The 24,627-nt window shown below is 67.6% G+C and carries 23 protein-coding genes and 1 riboswitch; of the genes, 9 read left to right on the top strand and 14 right to left on the bottom strand.

The window, feature by feature from the left end; translation table 11 throughout:
* Positions 1-14: 14 nt before the first annotated feature.
* The 5 genes from rodA to AXA74_RS11505 form a co-directional block, all read right to left on the bottom strand.
* Positions 15-1,151 (bottom strand): rod shape-determining protein RodA, encoded by a 1,137-nt coding sequence (rodA, locus tag AXA74_RS11525; RefSeq protein ID WP_029580002.1) that lies wholly within the window; start codon positions 1,149-1,151, stop codon positions 15-17.
* The gene (mrdA, locus tag AXA74_RS11520) at positions 1,148-3,046 is read right to left on the bottom strand and encodes a penicillin-binding protein 2 (RefSeq protein ID WP_029580001.1); all 1,899 of its coding nucleotides are present in this window, start codon (positions 3,044-3,046) and stop codon (positions 1,148-1,150) included. Before mrdA ends, rodA begins: the two co-directional genes overlap by 4 nt.
* Before the next feature lie 11 nt (positions 3,047-3,057).
* Positions 3,058-3,627: a rod shape-determining protein MreD gene (gene mreD, locus AXA74_RS11515; protein WP_095075163.1), complete on the bottom strand. Its 570-nt coding sequence runs from the start codon at positions 3,625-3,627 to the stop codon at positions 3,058-3,060.
* Positions 3,608-4,492, bottom strand: a complete 885-nt coding sequence (mreC, locus tag AXA74_RS11510) for a rod shape-determining protein MreC (protein ID WP_029579999.1) — start codon at positions 4,490-4,492, stop codon at positions 3,608-3,610. The genes mreD and mreC overlap by 20 nt, the downstream gene beginning before the upstream one ends.
* 84 nt (positions 4,493-4,576) lie before the next feature.
* Positions 4,577-5,620, bottom strand: a complete 1,044-nt coding sequence (locus tag AXA74_RS11505; protein ID WP_025515253.1) for a rod shape-determining protein — start codon at positions 5,618-5,620, stop codon at positions 4,577-4,579.
* 228 nt (positions 5,621-5,848) lie between these two features.
* Between AXA74_RS11505 and gatC the strand changes: the two genes are divergently transcribed.
* From gatC to gatB, 3 genes are read left to right on the top strand one after another with little or no spacing between them, the layout of a single operon-like run.
* On the top strand, positions 5,849-6,157 hold the full coding sequence (gatC, locus tag AXA74_RS11500; RefSeq protein ID WP_029579998.1) for an Asp-tRNA(Asn)/Glu-tRNA(Gln) amidotransferase subunit GatC: 309 nt from the start codon (positions 5,849-5,851) through the stop codon (positions 6,155-6,157).
* Positions 6,158-6,160: 3 nt separating this feature from the next.
* Positions 6,161-7,687 (top strand): Asp-tRNA(Asn)/Glu-tRNA(Gln) amidotransferase subunit GatA, encoded by a 1,527-nt coding sequence (gene gatA / locus AXA74_RS11495; RefSeq protein ID WP_029579997.1) that lies wholly within the window; start codon positions 6,161-6,163, stop codon positions 7,685-7,687.
* A gap of 2 nt (positions 7,688-7,689) precedes the next feature.
* Complete coding sequence (gene gatB / locus AXA74_RS11490; protein ID WP_029579996.1) at positions 7,690-9,147, top strand: Asp-tRNA(Asn)/Glu-tRNA(Gln) amidotransferase subunit GatB; 1,458 nt, start codon at positions 7,690-7,692, stop codon at positions 9,145-9,147.
* Positions 9,148-9,208: 61 nt separating this feature from the next.
* Here gatB and pyrE read toward each other — a convergent pair whose 3' ends face one another.
* A complete protein-coding gene (pyrE, locus tag AXA74_RS11485) occupies positions 9,209-9,916 on the bottom strand; it encodes an orotate phosphoribosyltransferase (protein ID WP_095075162.1) in 708 nt (235 codons plus the stop codon).
* A 10-nt stretch (positions 9,917-9,926) separates the two neighbouring features.
* Positions 9,927-10,709: an exodeoxyribonuclease III gene (locus tag AXA74_RS11480; RefSeq protein WP_032979627.1), complete on the bottom strand. Its 783-nt coding sequence runs from the start codon at positions 10,707-10,709 to the stop codon at positions 9,927-9,929.
* Between the two features lie 505 nt (positions 10,710-11,214).
* Here AXA74_RS11480 and gdhA point away from each other — a divergent pair.
* Positions 11,215-12,552: an NADP-specific glutamate dehydrogenase gene (gdhA, locus tag AXA74_RS11475; protein WP_029577560.1), complete on the top strand. Its 1,338-nt coding sequence runs from the start codon at positions 11,215-11,217 to the stop codon at positions 12,550-12,552.
* Between the two features lie 84 nt (positions 12,553-12,636).
* Here gdhA and AXA74_RS11470 read toward each other — a convergent pair whose 3' ends face one another.
* Entirely contained in the window at positions 12,637-13,275 is a 639-nt protein-coding gene (locus AXA74_RS11470) for a trimeric intracellular cation channel family protein (protein ID WP_029577561.1), read from the bottom strand.
* A 155-nt stretch (positions 13,276-13,430) separates the two neighbouring features.
* Between AXA74_RS11470 and AXA74_RS11465 the strand changes: the two genes are divergently transcribed.
* The gene (locus AXA74_RS11465) at positions 13,431-14,300 is read left to right on the top strand and encodes a universal stress protein (protein WP_029577562.1); all 870 of its coding nucleotides are present in this window, start codon (positions 13,431-13,433) and stop codon (positions 14,298-14,300) included.
* A gap of 25 nt (positions 14,301-14,325) precedes the next feature.
* On the opposite strand, the gene AXA74_RS11460 is transcribed toward AXA74_RS11465, so the two are convergent.
* From AXA74_RS11460 to metX, 4 genes are all read right to left on the bottom strand, one after another.
* Entirely contained in the window at positions 14,326-15,393 is a 1,068-nt protein-coding gene (locus AXA74_RS11460; protein ID WP_032957917.1) for a porin, read from the bottom strand.
* Positions 15,394-15,510: 117 nt separating this feature from the next.
* Positions 15,511-16,767, bottom strand: coding sequence for a muropeptide transporter (locus tag AXA74_RS11455; RefSeq protein ID WP_032979626.1), 1,257 nt, complete (start codon positions 16,765-16,767; stop codon positions 15,511-15,513).
* A gap of 61 nt (positions 16,768-16,828) precedes the next feature.
* Positions 16,829-17,440 carry a methionine biosynthesis protein MetW gene (metW, locus tag AXA74_RS11450; RefSeq protein WP_029577565.1) on the bottom strand — a complete coding sequence of 204 codons (612 nt, stop codon included), beginning with the start codon at positions 17,438-17,440 and terminating at the stop codon, positions 16,829-16,831.
* On the bottom strand, positions 17,437-18,660 hold the full coding sequence (gene metX / locus AXA74_RS11445) for a homoserine O-succinyltransferase MetX (RefSeq protein WP_029577566.1): 1,224 nt from the start codon (positions 18,658-18,660) through the stop codon (positions 17,437-17,439). Before metX ends, metW begins: the two co-directional genes overlap by 4 nt.
* Positions 18,654-18,734: riboswitch (SAM riboswitch) on the bottom strand. Its footprint overlaps the gene before it by 7 nt.
* Positions 18,735-18,855: 121 nt before the next feature.
* On the opposite strand from metX, the gene AXA74_RS11440 reads away from it, so the two are divergent.
* On the top strand, positions 18,856-19,893 hold the full coding sequence (locus AXA74_RS11440) for an Ldh family oxidoreductase (RefSeq protein ID WP_048940577.1): 1,038 nt from the start codon (positions 18,856-18,858) through the stop codon (positions 19,891-19,893).
* Here AXA74_RS11440 and AXA74_RS11435 read toward each other — a convergent pair.
* On the bottom strand, positions 19,880-20,773 hold the full coding sequence (locus AXA74_RS11435) for an AEC family transporter (protein WP_029577568.1): 894 nt from the start codon (positions 20,771-20,773) through the stop codon (positions 19,880-19,882). The two genes, AXA74_RS11440 and AXA74_RS11435, sit on opposite strands and share 14 nt — an antisense overlap.
* 52 nt (positions 20,774-20,825) lie before the next feature.
* Positions 20,826-21,332: a hypothetical protein gene (locus AXA74_RS11430; RefSeq protein WP_048940379.1), complete on the bottom strand. Its 507-nt coding sequence runs from the start codon at positions 21,330-21,332 to the stop codon at positions 20,826-20,828.
* Positions 21,333-21,404: 72 nt separating this feature from the next.
* On the opposite strand from AXA74_RS11430, the gene AXA74_RS11425 reads away from it, so the two are divergent.
* Genes AXA74_RS11425 through AXA74_RS11415 form a run of 3 tightly spaced genes read left to right on the top strand, consistent with a single transcriptional unit; the run spans position 21,405 to position 24,470 of the window.
* The gene (locus AXA74_RS11425; protein ID WP_223850467.1) at positions 21,405-22,286 is read left to right on the top strand and encodes an alpha/beta hydrolase; all 882 of its coding nucleotides are present in this window, start codon (positions 21,405-21,407) and stop codon (positions 22,284-22,286) included.
* Positions 22,287-22,324: 38 nt separating this feature from the next.
* Complete coding sequence (gshA, locus tag AXA74_RS11420) at positions 22,325-23,911, top strand: glutamate--cysteine ligase (protein ID WP_032957920.1); 1,587 nt, start codon at positions 22,325-22,327, stop codon at positions 23,909-23,911.
* Positions 23,912-23,948: 37 nt separating this feature from the next.
* The gene (locus AXA74_RS11415; RefSeq protein WP_029577572.1) at positions 23,949-24,470 is read left to right on the top strand and encodes a lipocalin family protein; all 522 of its coding nucleotides are present in this window, start codon (positions 23,949-23,951) and stop codon (positions 24,468-24,470) included.
* Positions 24,471-24,627: the final 157 nt, after the last annotated feature.

The raw sequence follows: 24,627 nt of genomic DNA, 5'->3' as shown, positions 1-24,627 counted from the left end.
AAAGCCCGTAAAGCTCAGGCCTTCAGGGGCTTGGAGCGGCTGATGCTCATCATGATGCCGAAGGCCACGCCCATGGTCAGCAGGGCCGTGCCGCCGTAACTCATGAAGGGCAGGGGCACGCCCACCACGGGCAGGATGCCCGTGACCATGCCGACATTCACGAACACATAGATGAACATCATCATGGTCATGGAACCGGCCAGCAGGCGGCCGAACTGGCTGGCGCAGCGCGTCGCGATCGCCAGCCCCCGCGCGATGAGCAGGCTATAGAGCACCAGCAGCGCCACGCCCCCGTACAGGCCGAATTCCTCGGCGTAGACGGCGAAGATGAAGTCCGTGGTGCGTTCGGGGATGAAGTCCAGGTGGGTCTGCGTCCCCTGCATATAGCCCTTGCCATAGAGTCCGCCGGACCCCACCGCGATCATGGACTGGATGGTATGAAAGCCCTTGCCCAGGGGGTCGGAGCTGGGGTTGAGCAGGGTGCACACCCGGTGCTTCTGGTAGTCATGCAGCACCACCCAGTCGACGTCCGGCTCGCAGAGCTGGTCTTCGTAGTACACCAAGGTGCCGATGCCGATCACGCCGATCAGCACGGCCGGCACCAGCAGCTTGAAGGACAGGCCGGCAAAATAGATCACGAAAAAGCCCGCGCCGAACACCAGCAGGGCCGTGCCCAGGTCGGGCTGCAGCACGATGAGGCCGAAGGGCGCGGCCAGCATGAGCGCGGCCACCAAAAAGTCGCGGATACGGACCTGCCCCTCATGGCGCTGGAAGTACCAGGCCAGCATCATGGGCACGGCGATCTTCATCATCTCGGAGGGCTGGATGCGCGTGAAACCCAGGTTCAGCCAGCGCGTGGCGCCCTTGCTGGTTTCGCCGGCGAACTCCACGCCCAGCAGCAGCACGATGCCCACCGCATAAAAGGGCAAGGCCAGTTTCATGAGGGTCTGTGGCGGCACCAGCGCCATGATCCACATGGCGAAGAAGGCGATGACGAAGTTGCGCGACTGCTCGGCGAAACGCCAGTCGGTGCTGCCGACCGCCGAATGCATGACCGTCAGGCCCAGCGCGGCGAACAGCACCAGCACCAGCAGCAAGGGCCAATCAAAGGCGGTGAACACGCGCAGCAGGATGAGGCCCAGGCGCTTCATTGGGAGGTCTCCTCGGCGGCGAGCCGCTGCGGCCGCACGATCTTGTCCTGGCGCTGGGGGCCCAGCCAGTAATCGAAGACTTCGCGCGCCACCGGCGCGGCCGCGCTGGCGCCCCAGCCGGCGTTCTCGACGATAAGGGCCACGGCGATGCGCGGATGATCCACCGGCGCGAAGCCCATGAACAGCGCGTGGTCGCGCAGGCGCTCATCCAGGGCCGAAGCCCGGTATTGCCCGCCGCGCAGGCTGAAGACCTGGGCCGTGCCGGTCTTGCCCGCGGCCTGGTAGGGCGCGCCGGCAAAGGGACGCCGCGCCGTGCCCGAGCGGATCACATCGGCCATGGCGCCCTTGATCACGTCAAGGTTGGCCTGCTTGAGGGGGATGCGGTAGTCAGGGGTGGAAGGCGTGGCGGCCAGCTCGCCGGAGCGCGAATCGCGCACGGCGTGCACCAGGTGCGGCCGGCGGTACAGGCCGTTGTTGGCCAGCGTCGAGGTGGCCTGCGCCAGCTGCAGCAAGGTAAAGGCGTTATAGCCCTGCCCCACGGCCACGGAGATGGTTTCCCCCGCGTACCAGCGCTGGCGCTCGCGGTCTTTGTAGGCGCGGCGCTTCCACTCGGTGGAAGGCAGCACGCCCGCGCGCTCGCCCTCCAGGTCGATGCCGGTGATCTGGCCGAAGCCGAACTGCTTGGAAAAATCGTGCAGCGCGTTCACGCCGATTTCCGGGCCCAGCGAATAGAAATACGTATCCGAGGACACGACGATGGCCTTGTGCATGTCCGTCATGCCGAAGACCGCGCCGGCGGCGTTGCGGAATTTCTGTCCCCCGAACTCGTAATAGCCGGGGTCGGGCATGCGATCCGTGGCGCGGCGCTTGCCCAGCTCCAGCGCGGCCAGCCCCACGAAAGGCTTGTAGGTCGAGCCGATGGGATAGGTGCCGGAGAGGGGCCGGTTGATCAGCGGATGGTCGGGCGACTCGTTCAGGCGGCGCCAGTTCTCGACATCGATGCCGTCGACGAAGAGATTGGGATCGAACGACGGCTGCGAGACGAAGGCCAGCACTTCGCCGGTGTCCGGGTCCAGTGCCACCAGGGCGCCGCGGCGGCCCGCGAAGGCTTTTTCGGCGATGCGCTGCAAATCCAGGTCGATGGACAGCATGATGTCCGAGCCCGGCACGGGATCGATGCGCCGCAAGGTGCGCACCGGGCGCCCGCCCGCGGTGACTTCGACTTCTTCCAGCCCCGTGCGGCCATGCAGGGCCTGCTCCCAGGTTTTCTCGATGCCCTTCTTGCCGATGACGTCGGTGCCGCGGTAATTGCCCAGCTGGCCGCTTTTTTCGAGTTCGTCCAGGTCGTTCTCGGCGATGCGGCCGATATAGCCCACGACGTGGGCGGCCACTTCGCCCTGGGGATATTCGCGCACCCAGCGCGCGCGCAGCTCCACGCCCGGAAACTCGAAGGCATGGGCCGAAAACCAGGCCGCCTCGGTTTCGTTGAGATTGTTGCGCAGCACCAGATTGGCGTAGCGGCTGGACTCGGCCACCCGGCGCTTGAAGCGCCGCTGGTCGGCCGGGCTAATGTAGACCACCGGGGTCAGGCGCTCGAACAGTTCATCGATGGAGCCGGCGCGGGCCGGCACGACTTCCAGCGTGTACGTGCGGTAGTTGCGCGCCAGCACGACGCCGTTGCGGTCCAGCACCTCGCCGCGCCGCGGCGGGATGGGCTGCACCGCGATGCGGTTGCGGTCGGCGCGCTCGGAAAAGCCTTCGTAGCGGTCGACCTGCAGAAACCAGAAACGCCCGACCAGCACGCCGAAGCACAGCAGCGCAAAAAGACCGCCCACCCAGGCGCGCAGGCGGAAGCGCTGCTTCTGCTGCTGGCTGGTCTTTTTGAACTCGAACATGGGCGCCCCGCTCAGTTGGCGGACGACTCGCCGTCATCGTAGCGGCGTTGCGGCAATTGCAGCACCCAGCCGAAGATGGGCCACAGCGCCGTGGTCAGCAGCACGCCTATGGCCCAGTCCCAGCCGGCCCAGCGGCCGGCCAGCCAGGCCATGATGATCTGGGCCAGCAGCTGCGGCACGAAAAACACCGGCAGCATGTGCATGGCCTGGCTCCAGAGATCGAAGCGTTGCAGGCGGCGATGCAGGGCGAGCGCCCCATAGGCGATAAGCGTGTAGGACAGGGCATGGCCGCCCAGCAGGCCGGCGTCATGGACGTCCAGCAGCAGGCCGAAGGCAAAGGCCGTGAACATGCCCACCCGGCGCGGCTCGTAGGCGCTCCAGAAGGCGATGACCAGGGCCAGGATGTCGGGCGAGGCCGGCCATTGCCGCCAGGGCAGCAGCGACAGCAGCCACACCAGCAGCAAGGTGCCCCACACGAAAGCGCCGTGCGCCGGATGGGCCAGGCGTTCGGGCTGGACATTGCTGGGCGTGCCCAACGTGCGCGGCGCGCGCTGGGCGGCGTTATTCCGGGGCGCCAACATCGGCCTCCTCGCGGTTGGCTTCGGCGCGCGCGACATCGACCTGCAGGACCAGGAAGTGGCGATAGCGTTCAGGATGGGCCAGCGGCTCGCACAGGGCGCGCGCGAAGCCGGAGGCGGTGTCGCGCTCGACCGAGGTCACCTTGGCCACGGGCAGGCCGGCCGGGAACAGGCCGCCCACGCCCGAGGTCACGATGGTGTCGCCCGGCTTGATGTCGGCATTGGCCGCCAGGTAGCGCACCTCGATGACGCCGGGCGAATTGCCGCCGAAGGCGATCAGGCGCAGCCCGTTGCGCAGCACCTGCACCGGAATCGAGATGCGCTCGTCGGTCACCATGGCGGCTTCGGCCGTCATGGGCGTGACGCGCACGATCTGGCCGACCACGCCGCCCTCGTCGATGACCGGCATGCCCGGCGCGATGCCGGCCTTGCTGCCTTTGTTGAAGACCAGCCGCTGGTGAAAGGCATTGGGCGGCTCGTAGAGGACCTCGACCACCGTGGCCGGCTGGCCGACCGTGTCGGTGACGCCCAGCAGGCGGCGCAGCTGGGCGTTTTCGGCCGCCAGCTGCACCGCGTGCGTGGCGACCTGGGACAGTTCGATGCGCTGGCGCTGCAGGGCTTCGTTTTCGCTGCGGATGAGATTGGCGGCGTTGACCCATTCGTCGACCTGCTGCACGAGGTCGCGCGGCGCCATCACGGCCCGCTGGAAAGGATAGAGCGCCACCGACACGGCGCGGCGCACCGGTTCAAGGATGCGCAATTGGGAATCGACGACAATCAGCGCCAGGGCCAGCGCGACCAGTACGGCCAGCCGCACCTCGGCCGGCGGGCCGCGTCTGAACAGCGGTGGAGTGCCTTGTCGTTGCATGAATCTCAGCCCGGGCCGGTCGGCCCGTTGGCATGAGGCCGGCCCGGATCGCGCGAAGGCGACCCGCAGACCGGCCGGTCTCGCTTAGTCGTTGATGAAAATCGCGCCGAGCTTTTCAAGGTGTTCCAGCGCCTCGCCGCAGCCACGCACCACGCAGGTCAGGGGATCGTCGGCGACCACCACCGGCAGGCCGGTTTCTTCTTGCAGCAGGCGGTCCAGGTCGCGCAGCAGGGCGCCGCCGCCGGTCAGGGCGATACCCTTGTCGGTGATGTCCGCGCCGAGCTCGGGCGGGGTCTGTTCGAGGGCGATCTTGACGGCGGAGACGATCTGGTTGAGCGGATCGGTCAGCGACTCCAGGATCTCGTTGGACGAGACCGTGAAGCTGCGCGGCACGCCTTCGGCCAGGTTGCGGCCCTTGACCTCGATCTCGCGGACCTCGGAGCCCGGGAAGGCCGAGCCGATTTCCTTCTTGATGAGCTCGGCGGTGGGCTCGCCGATCAGCATGCCGTAGTTGCGGCGGATGTAATTGACGATGGCTTCGTCGAATTTGTCGCCGCCGACGCGCACCGAACCCTTGTACACCATGCCGCCCAGCGAGATGACGGCCACCTCGGTGGTGCCGCCGCCGATGTCGACCACCATCGAGCCGCTGGCGTCGGAGACGGCCAGGCCGGCGCCGATGGCCGCGGCCATCGGTTCTTCGATCAGGTAGACGTGGGAGGCGCCCGCGCCCAGGGCCGATTCGCGGATCGCCCGGCGCTCGACCTGGGTGGAGCCGCAGGGCACGCAGACGATGATGCGGGGGCTGGGCGCCAGCATGTTGCGCGGGTGCACCATGCGGATGAACTGCTTGAGCATCTGCTCGGTGACGGTGAAGTCGGCGATGACGCCGTCCTTCATGGGGCGGATGGCCTCGATGTTGCCGGGCACGCGGCCCAGCATCTGCTTGGCTTCGTGGCCGACGGCCTGGATGACTTTCTTGCCATTGGGGCCGCCTTCGTGACGAATGGCGACCACCGACGGTTCGTCCAGCACGATGCCCTTGCCCCGGACATAGATCAGCGTGTTGGCGGTACCGAGGTCGATCGCCATATCGCTGGAAAAATAACTGCGGAGGAATCCGAACATGGGAGCTCAGCTAGATTCAGGAATTAGGGTCAAGCCGCGACCTCAGGGGCGACGGGCTACGCCACCGTGGCCCCTGACCGCAGCGATTAAACCGTGAATCATAACTTATAATTTCCTTGGAAATAGCGTACAAATCGCAGCTATTCAAGCTTTGTAACGGGTTCAACCTGTGCATACTGCCAGGTTTCCTTCACCCGCTACGCTCCCCGTTTTTTGACCTTTCCCCCCATGGCGCTGAACGAACAAGACGTGGCCCGGATTGCCCGCCTGGCCCGAATCGAACTGACCCCCGAGCAGCGCGCCCGGGCGCAGGATGAGCTCAACGGCATCCTGCACCTGATCGAGCGCCTGCAATCGGTCGATACCCAGGGCGTGGAACCGCTGGCCCACCCGCTCTCGGCGCACGAGGACGTCGTCCTGCGCCTGCGCCAGGACGCGGTGACCGAAATCGCTTCGGACGAACGGCGCACCGAGCTGCTGGCCAATGCCCCCGAGCAAAGCGCCGGCCTGTTCCTGGTTCCCAAGGTCATCGAGTAAGCCATGAGCCTATCCCACACTGAATTCGGCGATATCGCCGGCCTGCGCGCCGCCCTGGCCGAACGCCGCGTGAGCGCGGTCGAACTGGCCGAAAGCAGCTTGGCGGCGGCGGCCGCCGCCGCCGGGCTGAACGCCTTCCTGCACATCGATCCCGAGCTGACGCTGGCCCAGGCGCGGGCCGCCGATGCCGCCCTGGCCGCCGGCACCGCCGGCCCCCTGGCCGGTATCCCCATCGCCCACAAGGACGCCTTCGTGACCCGCGGCTGGCGCAGCACGGCCGGCAGCAAGATGCTCGACGGCTATGTCAGCCCCTTCGACGCCACCGTGGTCGAGCGCCTGCAGGCCGCCGGCGCCGTCTCGCTGGGCAAGCTGAACTGCGACGAGTTCGCCATGGGTTCGGGCAATGAAAACTCCGCCTATGGCCCGGCCCGCAACCCCTGGGACCCGGCCGCCGTGCCCGGCGGCTCCTCGGGCGGCTCGGCCGTGGCCGTGGCCGCCCGCCTGGTGGCCGCGGCCACCGGCACCGATACCGGCGGCTCGGTGCGCCAGCCCGCCGCCCTGTGCGGCGTGAGCGGCATCAAGCCCACCTACGGCACGGTTTCGCGCTACGGCATCATCGCCTTCGGCTCCAGCCTGGACCAGGCCGGCCCGCTGGCTCCCAGCAGCCGCGACCTGCTCGAACTGCTCGATGTCATGAGCGGCTTCGACCCGCGCGACGCCACCAGCCTGGAGTTCTGCGACGGCGTCCAGAACGCGCCGGGCCGCATCCGCGCCGCCTTCGACGCGGCCCAGCAGGGCTGCCAGGCCGGCGGCAGCCAGCCCCTGAAGGGCTTGCGCATCGGCGTGCCGGCCGAGTTCTTCGGCCCCGGCCTGGCCCCGGACGTGGCCGCCGCCGTCGAAGCCGCGCTCAAGCAGTTCGAGGCGCTGGGCGCCGAGCGCGTGGCGATTTCGCTGCCGCGCACCGAGCTGTCCATCCCCGCCTACTACGTCATCGCCCCGGCCGAGGCCTCCAGCAACCTGGCCCGCTTCGACGGCGTGCGCTACGGCCACCGAGCCGCGCAGTACGGCGACCTGAACGAGATGATCAGCCGCTCGCGCGCCGAGGGCTTCGGCGACGAGGTCAAGCGCCGCATCCTGATCGGCACCTATGTGCTGTCGCACGGCTATTACGACGCCTATTACCTGCAGGCCCAGCGCCTGCGCCGCCTGATCGCCCAGGACTTCCAGCGCGCCTTCGCGGGCCAGTGCGATGTCATCATGGGGCCGGTGACGCCGGGCGTGGCCAAGAACATCGGCGACAACCGCGACGACCCGACCGCCGACTGGCTGGCCGACATCTACACGCTGGGCGTGAGCCTGGCGGGCCTGCCCGCCATGTCGGTGCCCTGCGGTTTCGGCGGCGCCGGCCGCCCGGTGGGCCTGCAGATCATCGGCAACTACTTCGACGAAGGCCGCTTGCTGGCCATCGCCGACCGCTACCAACAAGTGACCGACTGGCATCAACGCACGCCGGCAACGCAGGACGCCTGACCATGGAATGGGAAATCGTCATCGGGCTGGAAACCCACGTCCAGCTTTCCACCGAATCCAAGATCTTCTCGGGCAGCAGCACGCGCTTCGGCGCCGCGCCCAATACCCAGGCGAACGTGGTGGACCTGGCGCTGCCGGGCAGCCTGCCGGTCATGAACCGCGGCGCGGCCGAGCGCGCCATCCTGTTCGGCCTGGCCATCGGCGCCAAGGTGGCCCCGCGTTCGGTCTTTGCCCGCAAGAACTACTTCTATCCCGACCTGCCCAAGGGCTACCAGATCAGCCAGTATGAGCTGCCCGTGGTGCAGGGCGGCACGCTGTCCTTCTTCGTGGGCGAAGAAGAAAAAACCATCAATCTGACCCGCGCCCACCTGGAAGAGGACGCCGGCAAGTCGCTGCACGACGAATTCAGCCTGGCCAACGGCGCGCCGGCCAGCGGCATCGACCTGAACCGCGCCGGCACGCCCCTGCTGGAAATCGTCACCGAGCCCGAGATGCGCTCGGCCGCCGAGGCCGTGGCCTACGCCCGCGCCCTGCACAGCCTGGTGGTCTGGCTGGGCATCTGCGACGGCAACATGCAGGAAGGCTCCTTCCGCTGCGACGCCAACGTGTCGGTGCGCCCGCGCGGCCAGGCCGAATTCGGCACCCGGGCCGAAATCAAGAACGTCAACTCCTTCCGCTTCCTGGAGCGCGCCATCCAGTACGAGGCGCGCCGCCAGATCGAGCTGATCGAGGACGGCGGCACCGTCGTGCAGGAAACCCGCCTGTACGACGCCGAGCGCGACGAAACCCGCAGCATGCGCAGCAAGGAAGACGCGCACGATTACCGCTATTTCCCGGACCCGGACCTGCCCACCCTGGTGATCGGCCAGGACTGGGTGGACGCCGTGCGCGCCAAGATGCCCGAGCTGCCCAGCGCCATGCGCGCCCGCTTCGTGGCCGACTATGGCCTGCCGGCCTATGACGCGGCCCAGCTCACCGTCAGCCGCGGCCTGGCCGCCTACTTCGAAGACGTGGCCCGCGCCCTGCCGTCCGGCCAGGCCAAGCTGGCCGCCAACTGGATCATGGGCGAGCTCGCCGCCACGCTGAACCGCGAAGAGAAAGACATCGCGCAGACGCCGGTGCAGGCCGCCCAGCTCGCTGCCCTGATCAACCGCATCATCGACGGCACGATCTCCAACAAGATCGCCCGCGATGTCTTCGCGGCCATGTGGGCGGGCGAGAACGGCGCGGACCCCGACGCCATCATCGAGGCCCGCGGCCTGAAGCAGATCAGCGACACCGGCGCCATCGGCGCCATGATCGACGAGGTGCTGGCCGCCCATCCGGCCATCGTGGCCGAATACCGCGCGGGCAAGGAGAAAGCCTTCAACTCCCTGGTCGGCCAGATCATGAAAGCCGCCCGCGGCAAGGCCAACCCGCAGCAGGTCAACGAACTGCTCAAGGCCAAACTGTCGGCCTGAGCGGCCCCGCACGAAAAAGCGGCCCTCCGTGGAGGGCCGCTTTTCTTATGCCGCGCCGGGATCAAACGCCGTATTTCTGGCGGTAGGCCAGCACCGATTCGCGATTCGCCGCGAATTGCGCGTCGTCTTCGAGCAATTTGAGGATGTCGGCCAGCGAGGCGATGCTGACCACTGGAATACCATAGGTCCGGGCGACGTCCTGCACGGCGGAATGCGGCGACAGGGCGTCGTCCGGGCCGGCGCGCTCCATGCGGTCCATCGCGATCAGCACGGCGGCCGGCTCGGCGCCGGCCGCGCGGATGATCTCCACCGACTCGCGCACCGACGTGCCCGCCGTGATCACGTCGTCGATGATGACGACCTTGCCGGCCAGCGGCGCGCCGACCAGGGTGCCGCCCTCGCCGTGATCCTTGGCTTCCTTGCGGTTGTAGGCAAAGGGGATGTCGCGCCCGCCCGCCTGGGGATGCGAGGCCAGCGCCACCGCGGTGGCCGTGGACAGCGGGATGCCCTTGTAGGCGGGGCCGAACAGCATGTCGAATTCCACGCCCGAGTCCAGCAGGGCCTGGGCATAGAACGTCGCCAGCTTGCCCACGGAGCGCCCGCTGTTGAACAGGCCGGCGTTAAAGAAATAGGGGCTGATTCTGCCGGACTTGACCTTGAAGCTGCCGAAACGCAGCACACCCTCGTCAAGGGCGAAGCGGACGAAATCAGTGGCGGTGGTGGAGGACATGCGGGGGATTTCCGGATCAGGATTGGCAAACCCCGCCATTATCCGCGATTTACAGCGAGTACTCGTAGTCGATCGTCAGCGGCGCGTGGTCGCTGAAGCGGGCATCCTTGTAGATGGCCGCCCGGCGCGCCGTATCGGCCAAGCCGTTGCTGGCGATGTGGTAATCGATACGCCAGCCCACGTTCTTGGCCCAGGCCTGGCCGCGGTTGCTCCACCAGGTATAGCCCTCGCCGGTGGCGTCCGGCGCCAGGCGGCGGTAGACATCGACCCATTTCAGCTCGTCGAGCACGCGGGTGAGCCAGGCCCGCTCTTCGGGCAGAAAACCGCTGTTCTTGAGATTGCCCTTCCAGTTCTTGAGGTCGGCTTCCTTGTGGGCGATGTTCCAGTCGCCGCAGATGACGACCTCGCGGCCGCAGCCGATCAACGCGGCCAGGTGGCGGTAGAAATGCTCCATGAAGTAATACTTGGCCGTCTGCCGGTGGTCACCGCTGGAGCCCGAGGGCAGATAGACCGACACCACGGACAGCTTGGGATAGACCAGTTCGATATAGCGGCCTTCGGCGTCGATCTCGGGCACGCCCAGGCCGATCACCACCGACTCCGGCTTGTGCGGGGTATAGATGCCCACACCGCTATAGCCTTTTTTCTCGGCGTAATGGAAATAGCCCTGGTAGGCGCCCGGCGCCTTCATGGCCGGGGCGATGTCCGCTTCCTGGGCCTTGAGCTCCTGGACGCAGATGAAATCGGCGTCCTGCTGGCTCATCCAATCGAAAAAACCCTTGGTGTTGGCGGACCGGATGCCATTCAGGTTGGCGGAAATGACTCGCAGCATAGAGATTCCAGAAGCAGGTGGCGGCGCAAAGTAGCCATGGGCCTCAACTATAACGAGATCACCCGGATTCGAGGCCGCGACGCCACAAAATAAAAGGGGACATATATGTGGGCGAAATTTTTTTGACCCGCCCCGGGGGCCCGGCAAAAACGGGGAGCGTTTTCGGGTGCCGCGAGGTCCACACAGATGGAAACCGCCTTATATTATTGGGGACGCATAATAAAAGCCGTTGATTTTATTCAAAATAAGACAGCATCCACGAGAAACGCCCAGCGCTGAAATGCGCGGTTTCAGGCCGCTTCCCCTTTTATCAGTCCCCATTAAATAACGGAAATTGCCGGCAGGTTCATGGCCGCCGGCCCCCCTGCCGCAGTGCGGAAAACCTTCCTACAATCCGCGCACCAAATCAGTGCCTTTTGGCGACAACGCACCGTTTCGGATCAAACGTTGCACCGATTTGATCCATCAGGCACCGCTATGCAGCATTACCGGAGACCTCCTTTCCATGCAGTCATTGACCGATTTCCTGGGCCGCGTCGCGAGCCGCGACCCCCATCAACCCGAATTCATGCAGGCCGTCCAGGAGGTCATGGGCAGCCTGTGGCCTTTCATCGAGAAAAACCCGCACTACGGCCAACAGGCCCTGCTGGAGCGCCTGGTCGAGCCCGAGCGCGTGATCCAGTTCCGCGTGTGCTGGACCGATGACCAAGGCCGCGCCCAGGTCAATCGCGCCTTCCGCATCCAGCACAGCTCGGCCATCGGCCCCTTCAAGGGCGGCATGCGCTTTCATCCCAGCGTGAACCTGTCGGTCCTGAAATTCCTGGCGTTCGAGCAGACGCTGAAGAACGCCCTGACCACGCTGCCTATGGGCGGCGGCAAGGGCGGCTCGGACTTCGATCCCAAGGGCAAGTCCGAGGGCGAGGTGATGCGCTTCTGCCAGGCGCTCATGATCGAGCTCTATCGCCACCTGGGCCCGGACACCGACGTGCCGGCCGGCGATATCGGCGTGGGCGGCCGCGAGGTCGGGTATATGGCCGGCATGATGAAAAAGCTGTCGAACTCGGCCGCCGCCGTGTTCACCGGCAAGGGCCTGACCTTCGGCGGCAGCCTGATCCGCCCCGAGGCCACCGGCTACGGCACGGTCTACTTCGCCGAACAGATGCTGCGCCGCGTGAGCATGTCGTTCGACGGCCTGCGCGTGTCCGTGTCGGGCTCCGGCAATGTCGCCCAGTACGCCGTCGAAAAGGCCATGGCCATGGGCGCGCGCGTGCTGACCGTTTCCGACTCGGGCGGCACGGTGCTGGACGAAGCCGGTTTCACCCCGGAAAAACTGCAAGCCCTCATGCATGTCAAGAATGTGCAGCGCGGCCGTGTCGAAGACTACGCCCAGCAGCTGGGCCTGCGCTTCCTGCCGGGCGCCCGCCCGTGGCAGGTGCCGGTCGACGTGGCCCTGCCCTGCGCCACCCAGAATGAACTGGACGAAAACGACGCCCGCACCCTGATCGCCAACGGCGTGAAATGCGTGGCCGAAGGCGCCAACATGCCCGCCACCCTGGCGGCCGCCCAGGCCTTCATCGACGCCCATGTGCTCTACGCGCCGGGCAAGGCCAGCAATGCCGGCGGCGTGGCCGTCTCGGGCCTGGAGATGAGCCAGAACTCGGCCCGCCTGTCCTGGACGCGCGAAGAGGTGGACCAGCGCCTGCAGGCCATCATGTGCGACATCCACGAGAATTGCGTGCGCCACGGCCACGGCGAGTCGGGCTATGTCAACTACCTGGACGGCGCCAACATCGCCGGCTTCGTCAAGGTTGCCGACGCGATGCTGCAGCAAGGCCTGTATTGATTGCACGCCCGGCATCATGAAAAACGCTCCCGTCGGGAGCGTTTTTCTTTGCGCCGTCCTGGCGCCGCCCGCGGAGGGCCACGCTCAGTGCCAATCGCCCCGATAGACGAACTTGGGCATTTGCCAATTGAAGCGCAGCGCCAGCAGGCGCAAGGCCAGGCCGGCGGCCAGCGCCACGGGCACGGCCAGGCCGCTGGCGCCGGTATAGTGCTCCAGCGCCATATACAGCCCGCCCGTCACCAGCGAGACGCTGGCGTAGAGCTCGCTGCGAAACAGCAAGGGGATGTCGTTGCACAGCACATCGCGCAGCACCCCGCCCGCGCAGCCTGTGATCACGCCGCTGATGATGATCACCGACAAGGACAGGTCCATCTGCTGGGCCACCTTGCAGCCGATGATGGTGAAGGCCACCAGGCCCAGCGCATCCAGCAGCAGGAAGACTTTGCGCAGATGGCGCAGCATGGGCGCGCCCAGCGCCGTCAGCAGGGCCGCGCCGGCGGTCATGCCGAGGTATTCCGGATGGGCCACCCAGGTCAGGGGGTAATGGCCCAGCAGCACATCGCGCATCGAGCCCCCGCCCAGCGCGGTCACGCAGGCGATGACGCATACGCCCACCCAGTCCATATCGCGCCGGCCGGCGGCCAGGGCCGCGGTCATGGCCTCGGCCACGATGGCGATGAGATAGAGCGAATGCAGCAGCAGGGTGGAGGTTTCGGTCGGCATGCCGTAAACGGGGTCGATGCAAACAGGACATTGTAGGACGGCGCCGTTGACGCGGGTCAATGCCCTCGGGCAGGATAGGCGGGACAATCATCGCATCCCTCGCACACCCGTGCGCTCCCCGGCCGCCCAAGGCGGCCGTTTCCAGGAGAAGACGCATGACCGACCCCGCCGGCCCCATCCTGCTCGCCACGGACCTGAGCGCGCGCAGCGACCGCGCGCTGGACCGCGCCATCATGCTGGCCCGCCAGCAGCACTCCCGCCTGGTCGCCCTGCACGTAATGGAGCCGCCCAACGCCACCGCCCTGACCACGCCAGCCTGGCGGCGCCTGACGCCGGACCACAAGGCGCTGGCCGAGCGCCGGCTGGCCGACGACCTGGCCGAGGCGGGCGTGCCGGCCGAAGCCGTCGTCACCCATGGCCATCCGCTGGAGGTCATCCTGGACACGGTCGCCCACTTCGGCTGCTCGCTCATCGTGACCGGCGTGGCGCGCGAGACGACCCTGGGGCGGCTCTTGCTGGGCACCACGGTCGAGCGCCTGGCGCGCCAGGCCGTCGAACCCGTGCTGGTGGTCAAGGCGCGGCCGCGCAAGCCCTACCAGGACGTGGTGATCGCCACCGACTTCTCGGAAGGCTCCCGGCAGGCGCTGACCGCCGCGCTGAAAGTGGCCGGCGACGCCCGCATCACGCTGTTCCATGCCTATTCCGTGCCGCCCCAAAAGGACGGCCTGCCGCAGGACGCCGTGGTGCGCAGCTTCTATAACGATGCCTTGCAGAAAGCCCAGGCCTTCCTGGCCGAGACGCCCGAGTTGGCCGGCAGGACGCCGCCGGACATCGTGCTCGAGCCCGGGCAACCGGAAAACCTGCTGTCGGAGTTCGTCTTCAACCGCCGCTGCGACCTGGTGGTGACGGGCACCCATGGCCTGACTGGCATCCTGCGCACGGCCATCGGCAGCGTAGCCGAAAAACTGCTGGAGGCGCTGCCCTGCGACGTACTCATCGTGCGCCAGGCCAAGGCAGCGGAATAAGGCGGGCGGCGAGCCCGCCTTTTCATCAGAAGATGTGGCGGATGCCCACCGCGGCACCCACCTGGGAGCTGCGGCCGGCGATGTCCACCGACGAGGCGTCGTAGACCTTGTTGTAGTCCACCGTGCCATACACCTGGGTGCGCTTGGACAGCGCATACTCCGCCACGCCCACCAGGGCCATGCGCTTGCCCTTGTCGCCATCGGCCTGGATGTTCTTCGCGACATCGTAGTAGGCCGCGCCGGTCAGGGCCCAGCGGGCCGTGGCCTGCCAGGTGGCGCCCAGGAAGTAACCGTTGTCCTTGCGGTCCAGGCCGGTCGTGGGAACATCATTGCCGACCACGGCATTGACCCAGCCCGTCTCGTCGCGGCCATTGAAATAGCCGGCGAACAGCTTGACGGTCTCGAACTTGTAGCTGGCGTTCAGGTTCCAGACCTGCTGGCGATAGTCGGAATTGCTGTCCGAATAGGTCTTCTGGTAGCCGCCGCCGATCGAGAAGGGGCCGGTGGTATAGGCCAGCGTGGTGCCGATCTGGCGGCCCAGGCGATGGTCCTCGAAGTCGCTGCCGAACGCATAGGAAACGATGAAATCGAAGCCGCCCAGTTTCGCGTTGCGATAGCGCACCGAATCCGAGCTGCGCGCCCGCGACATGGCCACCGGCAGCCAGGAGTTCTCGGCATAGTTGCCCACGGTCAGCGGATCGTAGGAATCGGCCAGGATAGTGAACAGCGGCGTATCCTGGCGGCCCAGCGAGATCGCGCCCCACTGCCCGCCGTCCAGGCCCACATAGGCGTGGCGGTTGAACAGCCTGCCGCTATCGGACTGCTGGCCGTTCTGCATATTGAAGCCGCTTTCCAGGCGGAAGAAAGCGCTCATGCCATTGCCCAGGTCCTCGACGCCGCGCAGCCCCCAGCGGCTGTTCGAGATGGCGCCGTTCTCCATGGAGACGCGGCTGGAATCGACGTTGGTCGCACCGTTGCTGGTGCTCAGGTAGCGCACGCTGACATCGGCAATGCCGTAGAGCGTGACACTGGTTTCGGCATGGATGGCCGGCGCGATGCACAGGCCAGCGAACGCGATGGCGTATCGCTTCATGGAGGTCTCCTCGTGGCGGGCGGGATAGGCCCTGTATTGTTTTCGCCCATCCCCTCGGACGGGCAGCGCGGATAGCGCAGGCCCAACCTTATCACTCCCCCCCGTGGCGTGCAGTCCTCAGACCCTTGAACCTTCCCGCTCCAGGGCCTCGATGTCGCCTTTGCGCAACCACAGCAGCACCAGCCCGGGCAAAGCGATGAAGACCGTCACCATGAAGAAGCCGGGCCAGCCCATATAGGCCACCAGCACCGGCGTGAGCGGTCCGGCCAGATAGGTGCGCCCCACGGCCGACAAGGCCGACAGCAAGGCGAACTGGGTGGCCGAGAAAGCCTGGTTGCACATGGCCATCAGCAAAGCCACGAAGGCCGCCGTGCCCAGGCCGCCGCACAGATTTTCTATGCCCACCGCGACGGCCATGAGGCCGAGGCTCTTGGGCGCGACCGCGATGACCCAATAGCCCAGGTTGGAGACGGCCTGCAGCACGCCAAAGGCCATCAGCGAGCGATACAGGCCCCAGCGGCCCATGATGGCGCCGCCGGCCAGGGCGCCGACGATGGTCGCGGCCAGCCCGAGCACCTTGTTGACGGTGCCCACCTCGGTGGGCGTGAAGCCCGCGCCGCGGATGAGAAAGGTGGTCGACAAGGCGCCCGCGAAGGCATCGCCCAGCTTGTAGAGCACGATGAGGGCCAGCAAGGTCAAGGCGCCGCGGCGGCTGAAGAACTCGCGGAAAGGCTCGACCACGGCGCGCCCCAGGCTGCGCGGCGCGGCGCTGGGCCGCTCGGGCTCGGGGGCCCAGAGCGTGCCCAGCACGCCGGCCAGCATGAGAAAGCCCATGAGGACGTAAGTCGGACCCCAGCCCAGCCAGTGATCGGCCAGCACCAGCGCCAGGCCGCCCGAGACCAGCATGGCCAGGCGATACCCCAGCACTTTCACGGCCGCCCCGGCGCCGCGCTCGTTCTTGTGCAGCACATCGGTGGAATAGGCGTCGAAGGCGATGTCTTGCGAAGCGGACAGAAAGGCCACCAGCACCGCCAGCAGGGCCAGCGGCAGCAGCGATTGCCCAGGCGACAGCAGGCCCATGGCCATGATGGACGCGGCCAGCAGCAGCTGGGTCACCAGCATCCAGCTGCGGCGGCGGCCGAGAAAGGGCGGCGCATAGCGGTCGATGAGCGGCGCCCAGAGGAACTTGAGGGTGTAGGCGCTGCCCACCAGTGTCAGAAAGCCGATTTCCTGCAGGGAAACGCCTTCCACGGTGGCCCAGGCCTGCAGGGTGCCGCTGGTCAGGGCCAGGGGCAGGCCGCTCGCAAACCCCAGCACCAGCAAGGGCGCCACGCGACGGCTCAAGTAAATCCGGTAGCTATCGGAGGCGATGATGAATCTCCAGGGCTGCGGCCCGCGCGGGGACCGGTTTCAAGGCAAGGTGGGATATTAGAGCCTATGCCTCGAATCGGTACACCGCCAGCGTGCTGCGCCAGCCTGGCAGGACCTTGACCTCGCGATCGTCGTTGAAGGTGGCGCGCTCCAGGATGCGCACGCCGACATCGCGCGCCAGATCCTCGAAGTCCCTCAGGGTGCAGAGGTGGATATTGGGCGTGTTGTACCACTGGTAGGGCATCTGTCCGGTGACCGGCATGCGGCCGCGCAGGATGGACCAGCCGTGGGGCCAATATCCGAAGTTCGGAAAGGAAACGATACCGAAGCGCGAGACCCGCGCCATCTCGCGCAGGATGTGTTCGGTGTGATGCATGGACTGCAGCGTCTGCGACAACACCACCGTATCGAACTGCTTGTCGTCGAACAGCGCCAGGCCGTCTTCGAGGTTCTGCTGGATGACCTCGACGCCGCGCCGCACACAGGCGATGACACGCTCGTCGTCGATCTCCACGCCCGCGCCGCGCACCTGGCGGTGATCGCGCAGATAGGCCAGCAAGGCGCCATCGCCGCAACCCAGGTCCAGCACGCGCGAGCCGGGCGCGATCCAGCTGGCGATGCGTTCGAGGTCGGGGCGCAGCGCGGCCGGCGCGGCGGTATTGGTGGCGGGGCTCATGCCAGGCATTCCTCGGCGGGTTGCTGGGACCTCAGCCCCAGGCTGCGTGCGATGCGTTCGTAATAGCCCCGGACCACGGCGTGGTAGCGGGCGTCTTCGAGCAAAAAGGCGTCATGGCCGTGCGGCGCATCGATTTCGGCGTAGGTCACCGGGCTGCCGTTCTTCAGCAGGCCTCGGACCAGCTCGCGCGAACGCTCGGGCGGGAAACGCCAATCGGTGGTGAAGGACACCAGCAGGAAGTCGGCCGTGGCCGGCGACAGGGCGCGCGCCAGGTCTCCCCCGGTATCGCGCGCCGGATCGAAATAATCGAGCGCACGGGTGATCAGCAAATAGGTGTTGGCGTCGAAATAGCGCGAGAACTTCTCGCCCTGGTAGCGCAAATAGGACTCCACCTCGAATTCGACGTCATAGCCATAGCGGTAGGCGCCGTTTTCGGCGGGCTCGCGCTGCGTGCGGCCGAATTTCTCGGCCATGTCGTCATCGGACAGATAGGTGATGTGCCCGATCATGCGCGCGACCGCCAAGCCCCGGCGCGGCACGGTGTTGTGGGCGTAGTAGTTGCCGCCGTGGAAATCCGGATCGGTGATGATGGCGCGGCGCGCCACCTCGTTGAAGCCGATATTCTGCGCCGACAGGCGAGGCGTGCTGGCGATGACCACGCAATGCGCCACCCGCTCGGGCAGGGTCAGGGACCAGCTCAGGGCCTGCATGCCGCCCAGCGAGCCGCCCATGACGGCGGCAAAGCGCTGGATGCCGAAATGATCGGCCACGCGCGCCTGCGCGCGCACCCAGTCTTCGACGGTCAATACCGGAAAGGCCGCCCCCCAGGGCTGGCCCGTGGCCGGGTTGAGGCTGGCCGGGCCGGTCGAGCCGAAGCAGGAGCCCAGGTTGTTGATGCCGATGACAAAGAAAATATTGGTGTCCACGGGCTTGCCCGGGCCCACCATGTTGTCCCACCAGCCGATATCCTTGGGATTATCGGACGCCACCCCGGCGACATGGTGCGAGGCGTTCAGGGCGTGGCAGATGAGCACCGCATTGCTGCGCTCGGCATTCAGGGTGCCGTAGGTTTCCACCGCCAGCTCGTAGGCCTGCAGCGACTGGCCGCTTGCCAGCGGCAAGGGCTCATCGAAGCGCAAGAAGACAGGAGAGACGACCCCGACGGAATTCGGGGTTTCGGGCGACGCGGCATTGGCCGCGGAAATAGCAGGGCTGGTCATGCAGACAGACCTCTTTAGCTGGATTTATAAGAGGCGCCCGCAAGCGGATCAGGCAAATCGGCGCCGACAATGTGCCGCACATTCTAGCACCGCGCGGCCGGCTGCCAAATTTGCCGCCGCGCACCGCCGGACCGTGGCAGGATACCGGGTGTGGCGGCGCCGGGCGTGCCGCCCCCTTTTTTCGGAACGCGCATCATGGCCCATGTCTATCTCGATGAATTGCAGTTGCTGGCGGCCGCCTCGCTGGTGGCCGCCGGCGCCACGCCCGCCATGGCCCAGGCCACGGCGCACGCCCTGGTCTACGCCGACAGCCAGGGGCTGTCCTCGCACGGGGTCTCGCGGGTGCCGGCCTACGCGGGCCATCTGCGCGCCGGACGCGCCATCGGCAGCGCCGTCCCCCGGCTGGCGCGCGACAAGGGCGCCACCGCGCTGATTGACGCCGGCTCCGGCCTGGCCTATCCGGCCTGCGCCATGGCCGTGGCCGAAGGTCTCAAGCGGGCAGGAGAATACGGCGTCGCCTTTGTCGGGGTAGGCAACAGCCACCACTTCGGCGCGGCCGCCTACCACCTGGAGCCCGTGGCCGAGGCCGGCCTGGTCGGCCTGGCGCTGAGCAATTCCCCCGCGGCCATGCCCGCCTGGGGCGGCAAGCGTCCCTTGTTCGGCACCAACCCCATCGCGGCCGTCTTCCCGCGGCGGCGCGGCGGCCCCCTGCTCATGGACCTGTCGCTGTCGGAAGTCGCGCGCGGCAAGCTCATGATCGCCGCGCGCGACGGCCAGCCCATTCCGCAAGGCTGGGCGCTGGATGCCGATGGCCAGCCCACCACCGACCCCAAGGCGGGGCTGGCGGGCAGCATGCTGCCCGCTGGCGGCGTCAAGGGCGCCATGCTGGCCATGATGGTCGAATTGCTGGTGGTGGCGCTGACCGGCTCGCAGTTCGGCTTCGAGACCGAGTCCTTCTTTGGCAACGAGGGCGGCCGCGCCCGGCTGGGCCAAGCCTTTCTGCTCATCGACCCGCAGGCGCTGGCCGGCCGCGACAGCTACCTGGAGCGCGTCGAAACCCTCATCGAAACCATGCTGGCCGATGACGGCGTGCGCCTGCCCGGCCAGCGCCGCCGCGCCCTGCGGGCGGAGGCGCTGCAGCACGGCGTGGACATCCCCGATGCGCTGTTGGCCGAGCTGCGCGGCATGTGCGGGGCGGACGAGCCGCCCGGCGCGCCGCTCAGTGGCGCGTGAACCAGAGCAGGGCCGGCGCGATGAGCAAAAAAAGCACGGTGGACACCAGCACCGCGCCGGCCGCGGTATCGCCCATGTCGGTATAGCGCCGTGCGTACATATAGCTGACCACGGCGCAGGGCATGGCCATCTGCAGCACCAGCGAGCCTGCCAGCGGGCTGCCCAGCCCCAGGACCCAGACCACGGCCAGCCCGGACAGCAGCCCCGCCACCAGGCGCATTGCGCCCAGGCCGGCGCCCACGCGCAAGCCGCCCGACGGAATCAGCGCCAGCGCATGGCCCAGGCTGAGCAGCATGAGCGGCACGGTCACCGCCCCCAGCATGCGCGCCGTCTCGATGATCCAGGCGGGCACGGGCACGCCACTGTAGCGCCAGGCCACGGCGATCAGCGAGGCCAGCAGCACCGGGCTGCGCCAGCCGCCGCGGGTGGCCGCGCCGGGCAGGATGCGCACGCCGATGGTGTGCATCACGAAAGAGTTGATCGCAAAGAAAGCCACCGCGGCCGACAGGCCCACATCGCCGAAAGCCAGCTGCGACACCGGCAGGCCCAGGTTGCCCGCATTGGGCATGAAGGCGGTGGGCAGCAGCTTGCGCACCGGCAGGCCGGCGAGCCTGAGCAGCGCGGCGCAGGCCAAGGCGCAGACCAGCAAGGCCAGCAGCGAGGCCAGGGCGATATCGCCCAGTGCGCGGTCATCGAGCTGCGTGGTCACGAAGGTGTGGAACACCAGGGCCGGCGTGGTGACCGAGGTGACCAGCATGGTGACAAAGGTGCCGCCGAAGGGATAGTCGCGCTTGCCCCAGAACACGCCGATGCCCACGCAGGCCAGAAGCGGCATCAGCATCACGACGGCGGAAAAATAAAACTGCGCGACGGCAAACATGGCGAAGCGATTCTCTCAGGCAATCCGGCGGCGGAGGATTCCGCAGCCGGTCTCAGGGCCGCAAGCGCGCGGAGCGCACGAACTCGCGCGCGTGCTCCGGCGATAGGGAGCGGCGGCTGCCCGTGGCCACGACTTCGATCAGCATGCGGGAAGTCACCCATATCCGCGCCAGCAGCCAGGCATCGCGCTGGCCGGGCGGGGCATGCACTTCGATCTCCGTGCCGTCATCCGGCGCCTGGGCCGGCGGCTCGGCGCCGAAATTGGCATACAGCGAGCGCCGCAGCGCGTCGCCCAGCTCGCGGGCGGCGGGCTTGCCCTGCAGGTCTTCGGGCAAAGGCGCATAGCCCACGGCAAACACCGCCCCCTCGACCTGGGCCGAGGTCAGCGAAAAGCGCAGCTCGCGCCCGGCCAGGACGAGATCGCGGCTGTCGGTCTGCACCCGGGCCGGGAAAGCCGCCCGCACCTGGCCCTCGGCGGCGTCCAGCTCGCGCCAGTCGTAGCGGGGGGAACACGCGGCCAAAAGACCGGCCAGGCCAACCAGGAGGAGTTTCTTGAGCATGCAATGAAAGCGCGCTGAAATGGCGAAACGCGGCTGCCCGCCGGCAGACCGCTCCTGCAAGGAAGTTCGGAATTGTCGCCGATTTTGCTCGACCCTGCCTTGGCCGGCGACGGCACGCCCCTGGCGCGCTACCGCTGGCCCACCCCCTGCCCCCGGCCCGGGGCGGCCGCCTATATCCTGCACGGGCTGGGCGAACATGCCGGGCGCCATGACCGCCTGGCGCGATGGCTGGCCGCCCGCGGCTGGCAGGTCGCCGCCCACGACCACCGGGGCCACGGACGCTCGGGCGGCCCGCCGGCCGCCCTGCGCCAGCGCGACGACCTGGTCCACGATGCCGCCGGCCAGATCCGCGCCTATGCCGCGGAAACCGGCCATGCCCCGCTGATCGTCGGCCACAGCCTGGGCGCGCTCGTGGCGCTGCGGGTCGCGCTGGACGAGGCCGCGCCCCTGGCCGGGCTGGTGCTGTCCAGCCCGCCCCTGATGCTGCGCATGCCGGGCTGGATCCTGCCGCCGCTGCGGCAGCTGGCCCAACGCTGGCCCGACGCCGCCGTGCCCTACCCACTGGCGCCCGCCCGGGTCTCCCATGACAAGGCCGTGGTGCGCGCCTTCCGCCAGGATCCGCTGGCTCGCCGCTGCATTACGGGGCGGCTGGCCAGTTTCATCGACGCCTCGCTGGCCCGGGTCATGGCCGCCGCGCCGCGCCTGGCCCACCCCACGCTGCTGCTGGTGGCCGGCGATGACCGCGTGGTGGCGCCGGCGGGCAGCCGGGTATTCGCCCAGCGCGCGCCGGCCGGACTGCTGACGCTGCGCTGGTACCCGCGCGCCTGGCATGAGGTGTTCAACGAATGTCCCGAATATGCCGATCCGGTCTATGCTGACCTCGGTGATTGGCTCGACGGCCATCCGATTTCCCTAGAGCGCACGGGGCCAAATTCTGCGCCCCGGGCGGTCTGAACGTAAAATCTCCGCTCGATAATCCCAAATTCATCGCCGTGACAGCACATTCCAACCCGCGCCTTGCCCTGGTCCAGGCCCATCTCGATCTGTTGGCGCAAACCTTGCGCGGCGTCGAAAAAGAAGGCTTGCGTGTGGACGCCCAGGGCGCGCTGGCGCTCACGCCCCACCCCAGCGGCCTGGGTTCGGCGCTCACCAACGAACAGGTCACCACCGATTACTCCGAGGCCCTGCTCGAGCTGATCACGGGCACCCACACCAGCGTGGACTCGCTGCTGGCCGAGCTGCGCGACACGCACCGTTTCGTCTACAGCGTGCTGGATGGCGAGTTCATCTGGAACCAGTCCATGCCGGCGCGCCTGCCACCCGAGGCCGAGATTCCCATCGCCTGGTACGGCAAGTCCAACACGGCCATGCTCAAGCATGTCTATCGGCGCGGCCTGGCCGAACGCTACGGCAAGACCATGCAATGCATCGCGGGCGTGCACTACAACTTCTCGCTGCCCGATGCGCTATGGCCGCTGATCGAGCCGGGCGCGGCCTCGCTGCAGGAAAGCCGCTCGCGCGGCTATATCGCCCTGATCCGCAACTTCACGCGCTACTCGTGGCTGCTGATGTATCTGTTCGGCGCCGCACCGGCCCTGTCGCGCGCCTTCATGGGCGAACGCGAGCATCCCCTGCTCTCGCTGGACGCCGATACGCTGTATCTGCCCCACGCCACCAGCCTGCGCATGAGCGACCTGGGCTACCAGAACAAGGCGCAATCCCAGCTCAAGCTCTGCTACAACGACCTGAGCACCTTCCTGGGCCGGCTGTACGAGGCCGTCACCCAGCCCTGGCCTGCCTACCAGGCCCTCGGCACGCACCGCGGCGGCGAGTGGATACAGCTCAACACCAACGTGCTGCAGATCGAAAACGAGTACTACTCCAGCATCCGTCCCAAACGCGCCACCGGCCGGGGCGAGCGCCCCATCACGGCGCTGGCCGAGCGCGGCGTGCAGTACGTCGAAGTCCGCTGCCTGGATATCGACCCGCAGGAGCCCACCGGCCTGTCGGCCGACACGGCGCGCTTTGTCGATGCTTTCCTCTTGTTCTGTGCCGTCTCTGACAGCCCTTTCTTTGCCCAGAACGGCTACTGCCAGCGCAGCGCCGACAACTTCGCCACCGTGGTCAAAGAAGGCCGCAAGCCGGGCCTGGTCCTGGATCGCGACGGCCAGGCCGTCGGCCTGGCGCAGTGGGGCGAGGAATTGCTCGACCAGATCGTGCAATACGCCTCGCTCTATGACCAGGCGCTGGGCGGCCAAGCCTATGCCGCGGCCGTCGAACGCCAGCGCGCCAAGCTGCGCGATGCCGATCTCACGCCCTCGGCGCGCCTGTTGGCCGAGCTGCGCGAAAGCGGGCTGTCGTTCCAGGACTATACGCTGGCCCAGAGCCAGCGCCACGCCCAGGCCCTGCGCGAGACCGCCCTGCCGGCCGAGCAGGCGCGCGCCTATGCCGAGGCGGCCCAAGCCTCCCTGGCGCGGCAGCGGCAGATCGAGCAATCCGATACGATAGACTTCGACACCTATGTGGCGCGCTATCACGCCGCCCTGAAAAATCCGCTGCCTGCCCGCGACGCCACGTGACGCGCCCCCAGGCGGCCGCCATCGCAGGAGACCATGCATGCGCCGCCTGATATTCCTCACCCTGGCCGCCCTGGCCACGGGCCTGGGCGCCGCCCAGGCCCAGCAGCCCGCCGTGCGCGCCGTCGAACACGTCGACCTGGACCGCTACGCCGGCCGCTGGTACGAGATCGCCCACCTGCCGATGTTCTTCCAGCGCAATTGCGTGGGCGACACCACGGCCGAATACACCCGCAACACGGACGGCACGGTGGGCGTGACCAACCGCTGCCGCGACAAGAACGGCGGCATCGACGCGGCCACGGGCACCGCCACGGTGGTCGAAGGCAGCGGCAACGCCAAGCTGGAAGTCTCTTTCTTCAAGCCCTTCAAGGGCGATTACTGGATCATCGGGCTGGACCCGGAATATCGCTGGGCCGTGGTGGGCGCGCCCAGCCGCAAAACGCTGTGGATCCTGGCCCGCGCGCCCAAGCTCGAGCCGCAGGCGCTGGAGCAGGCCCTGGCCATCGCCAGGTCCCAGGGATATGACCTGAGCGAACTGAAATACACCGAACAGCGCTAGGCATGCCGATGCGCGGCCCGCCCGGCCGCCAACGGCGAGGCGGGCGCGATGGGCCCGGCCTGGCGTCGGCGGCAATCGCCGAGGGCATACGCCGCCGGTACGGGACCCTGCGCTATTGCCGCGTGTTTATAATTCCGACGCGGCAAAAAACAATATC

Origin of the sequence: Bordetella hinzii LMG 13501, from assembly GCF_001548475.1 — a bacterium.
GTDB classification, from domain to species: domain Bacteria; phylum Pseudomonadota; class Gammaproteobacteria; order Burkholderiales; family Burkholderiaceae_B; genus Bordetella; species Bordetella hinzii.
This window is presented reverse-complemented; position numbering and strand designations above follow the sequence as displayed.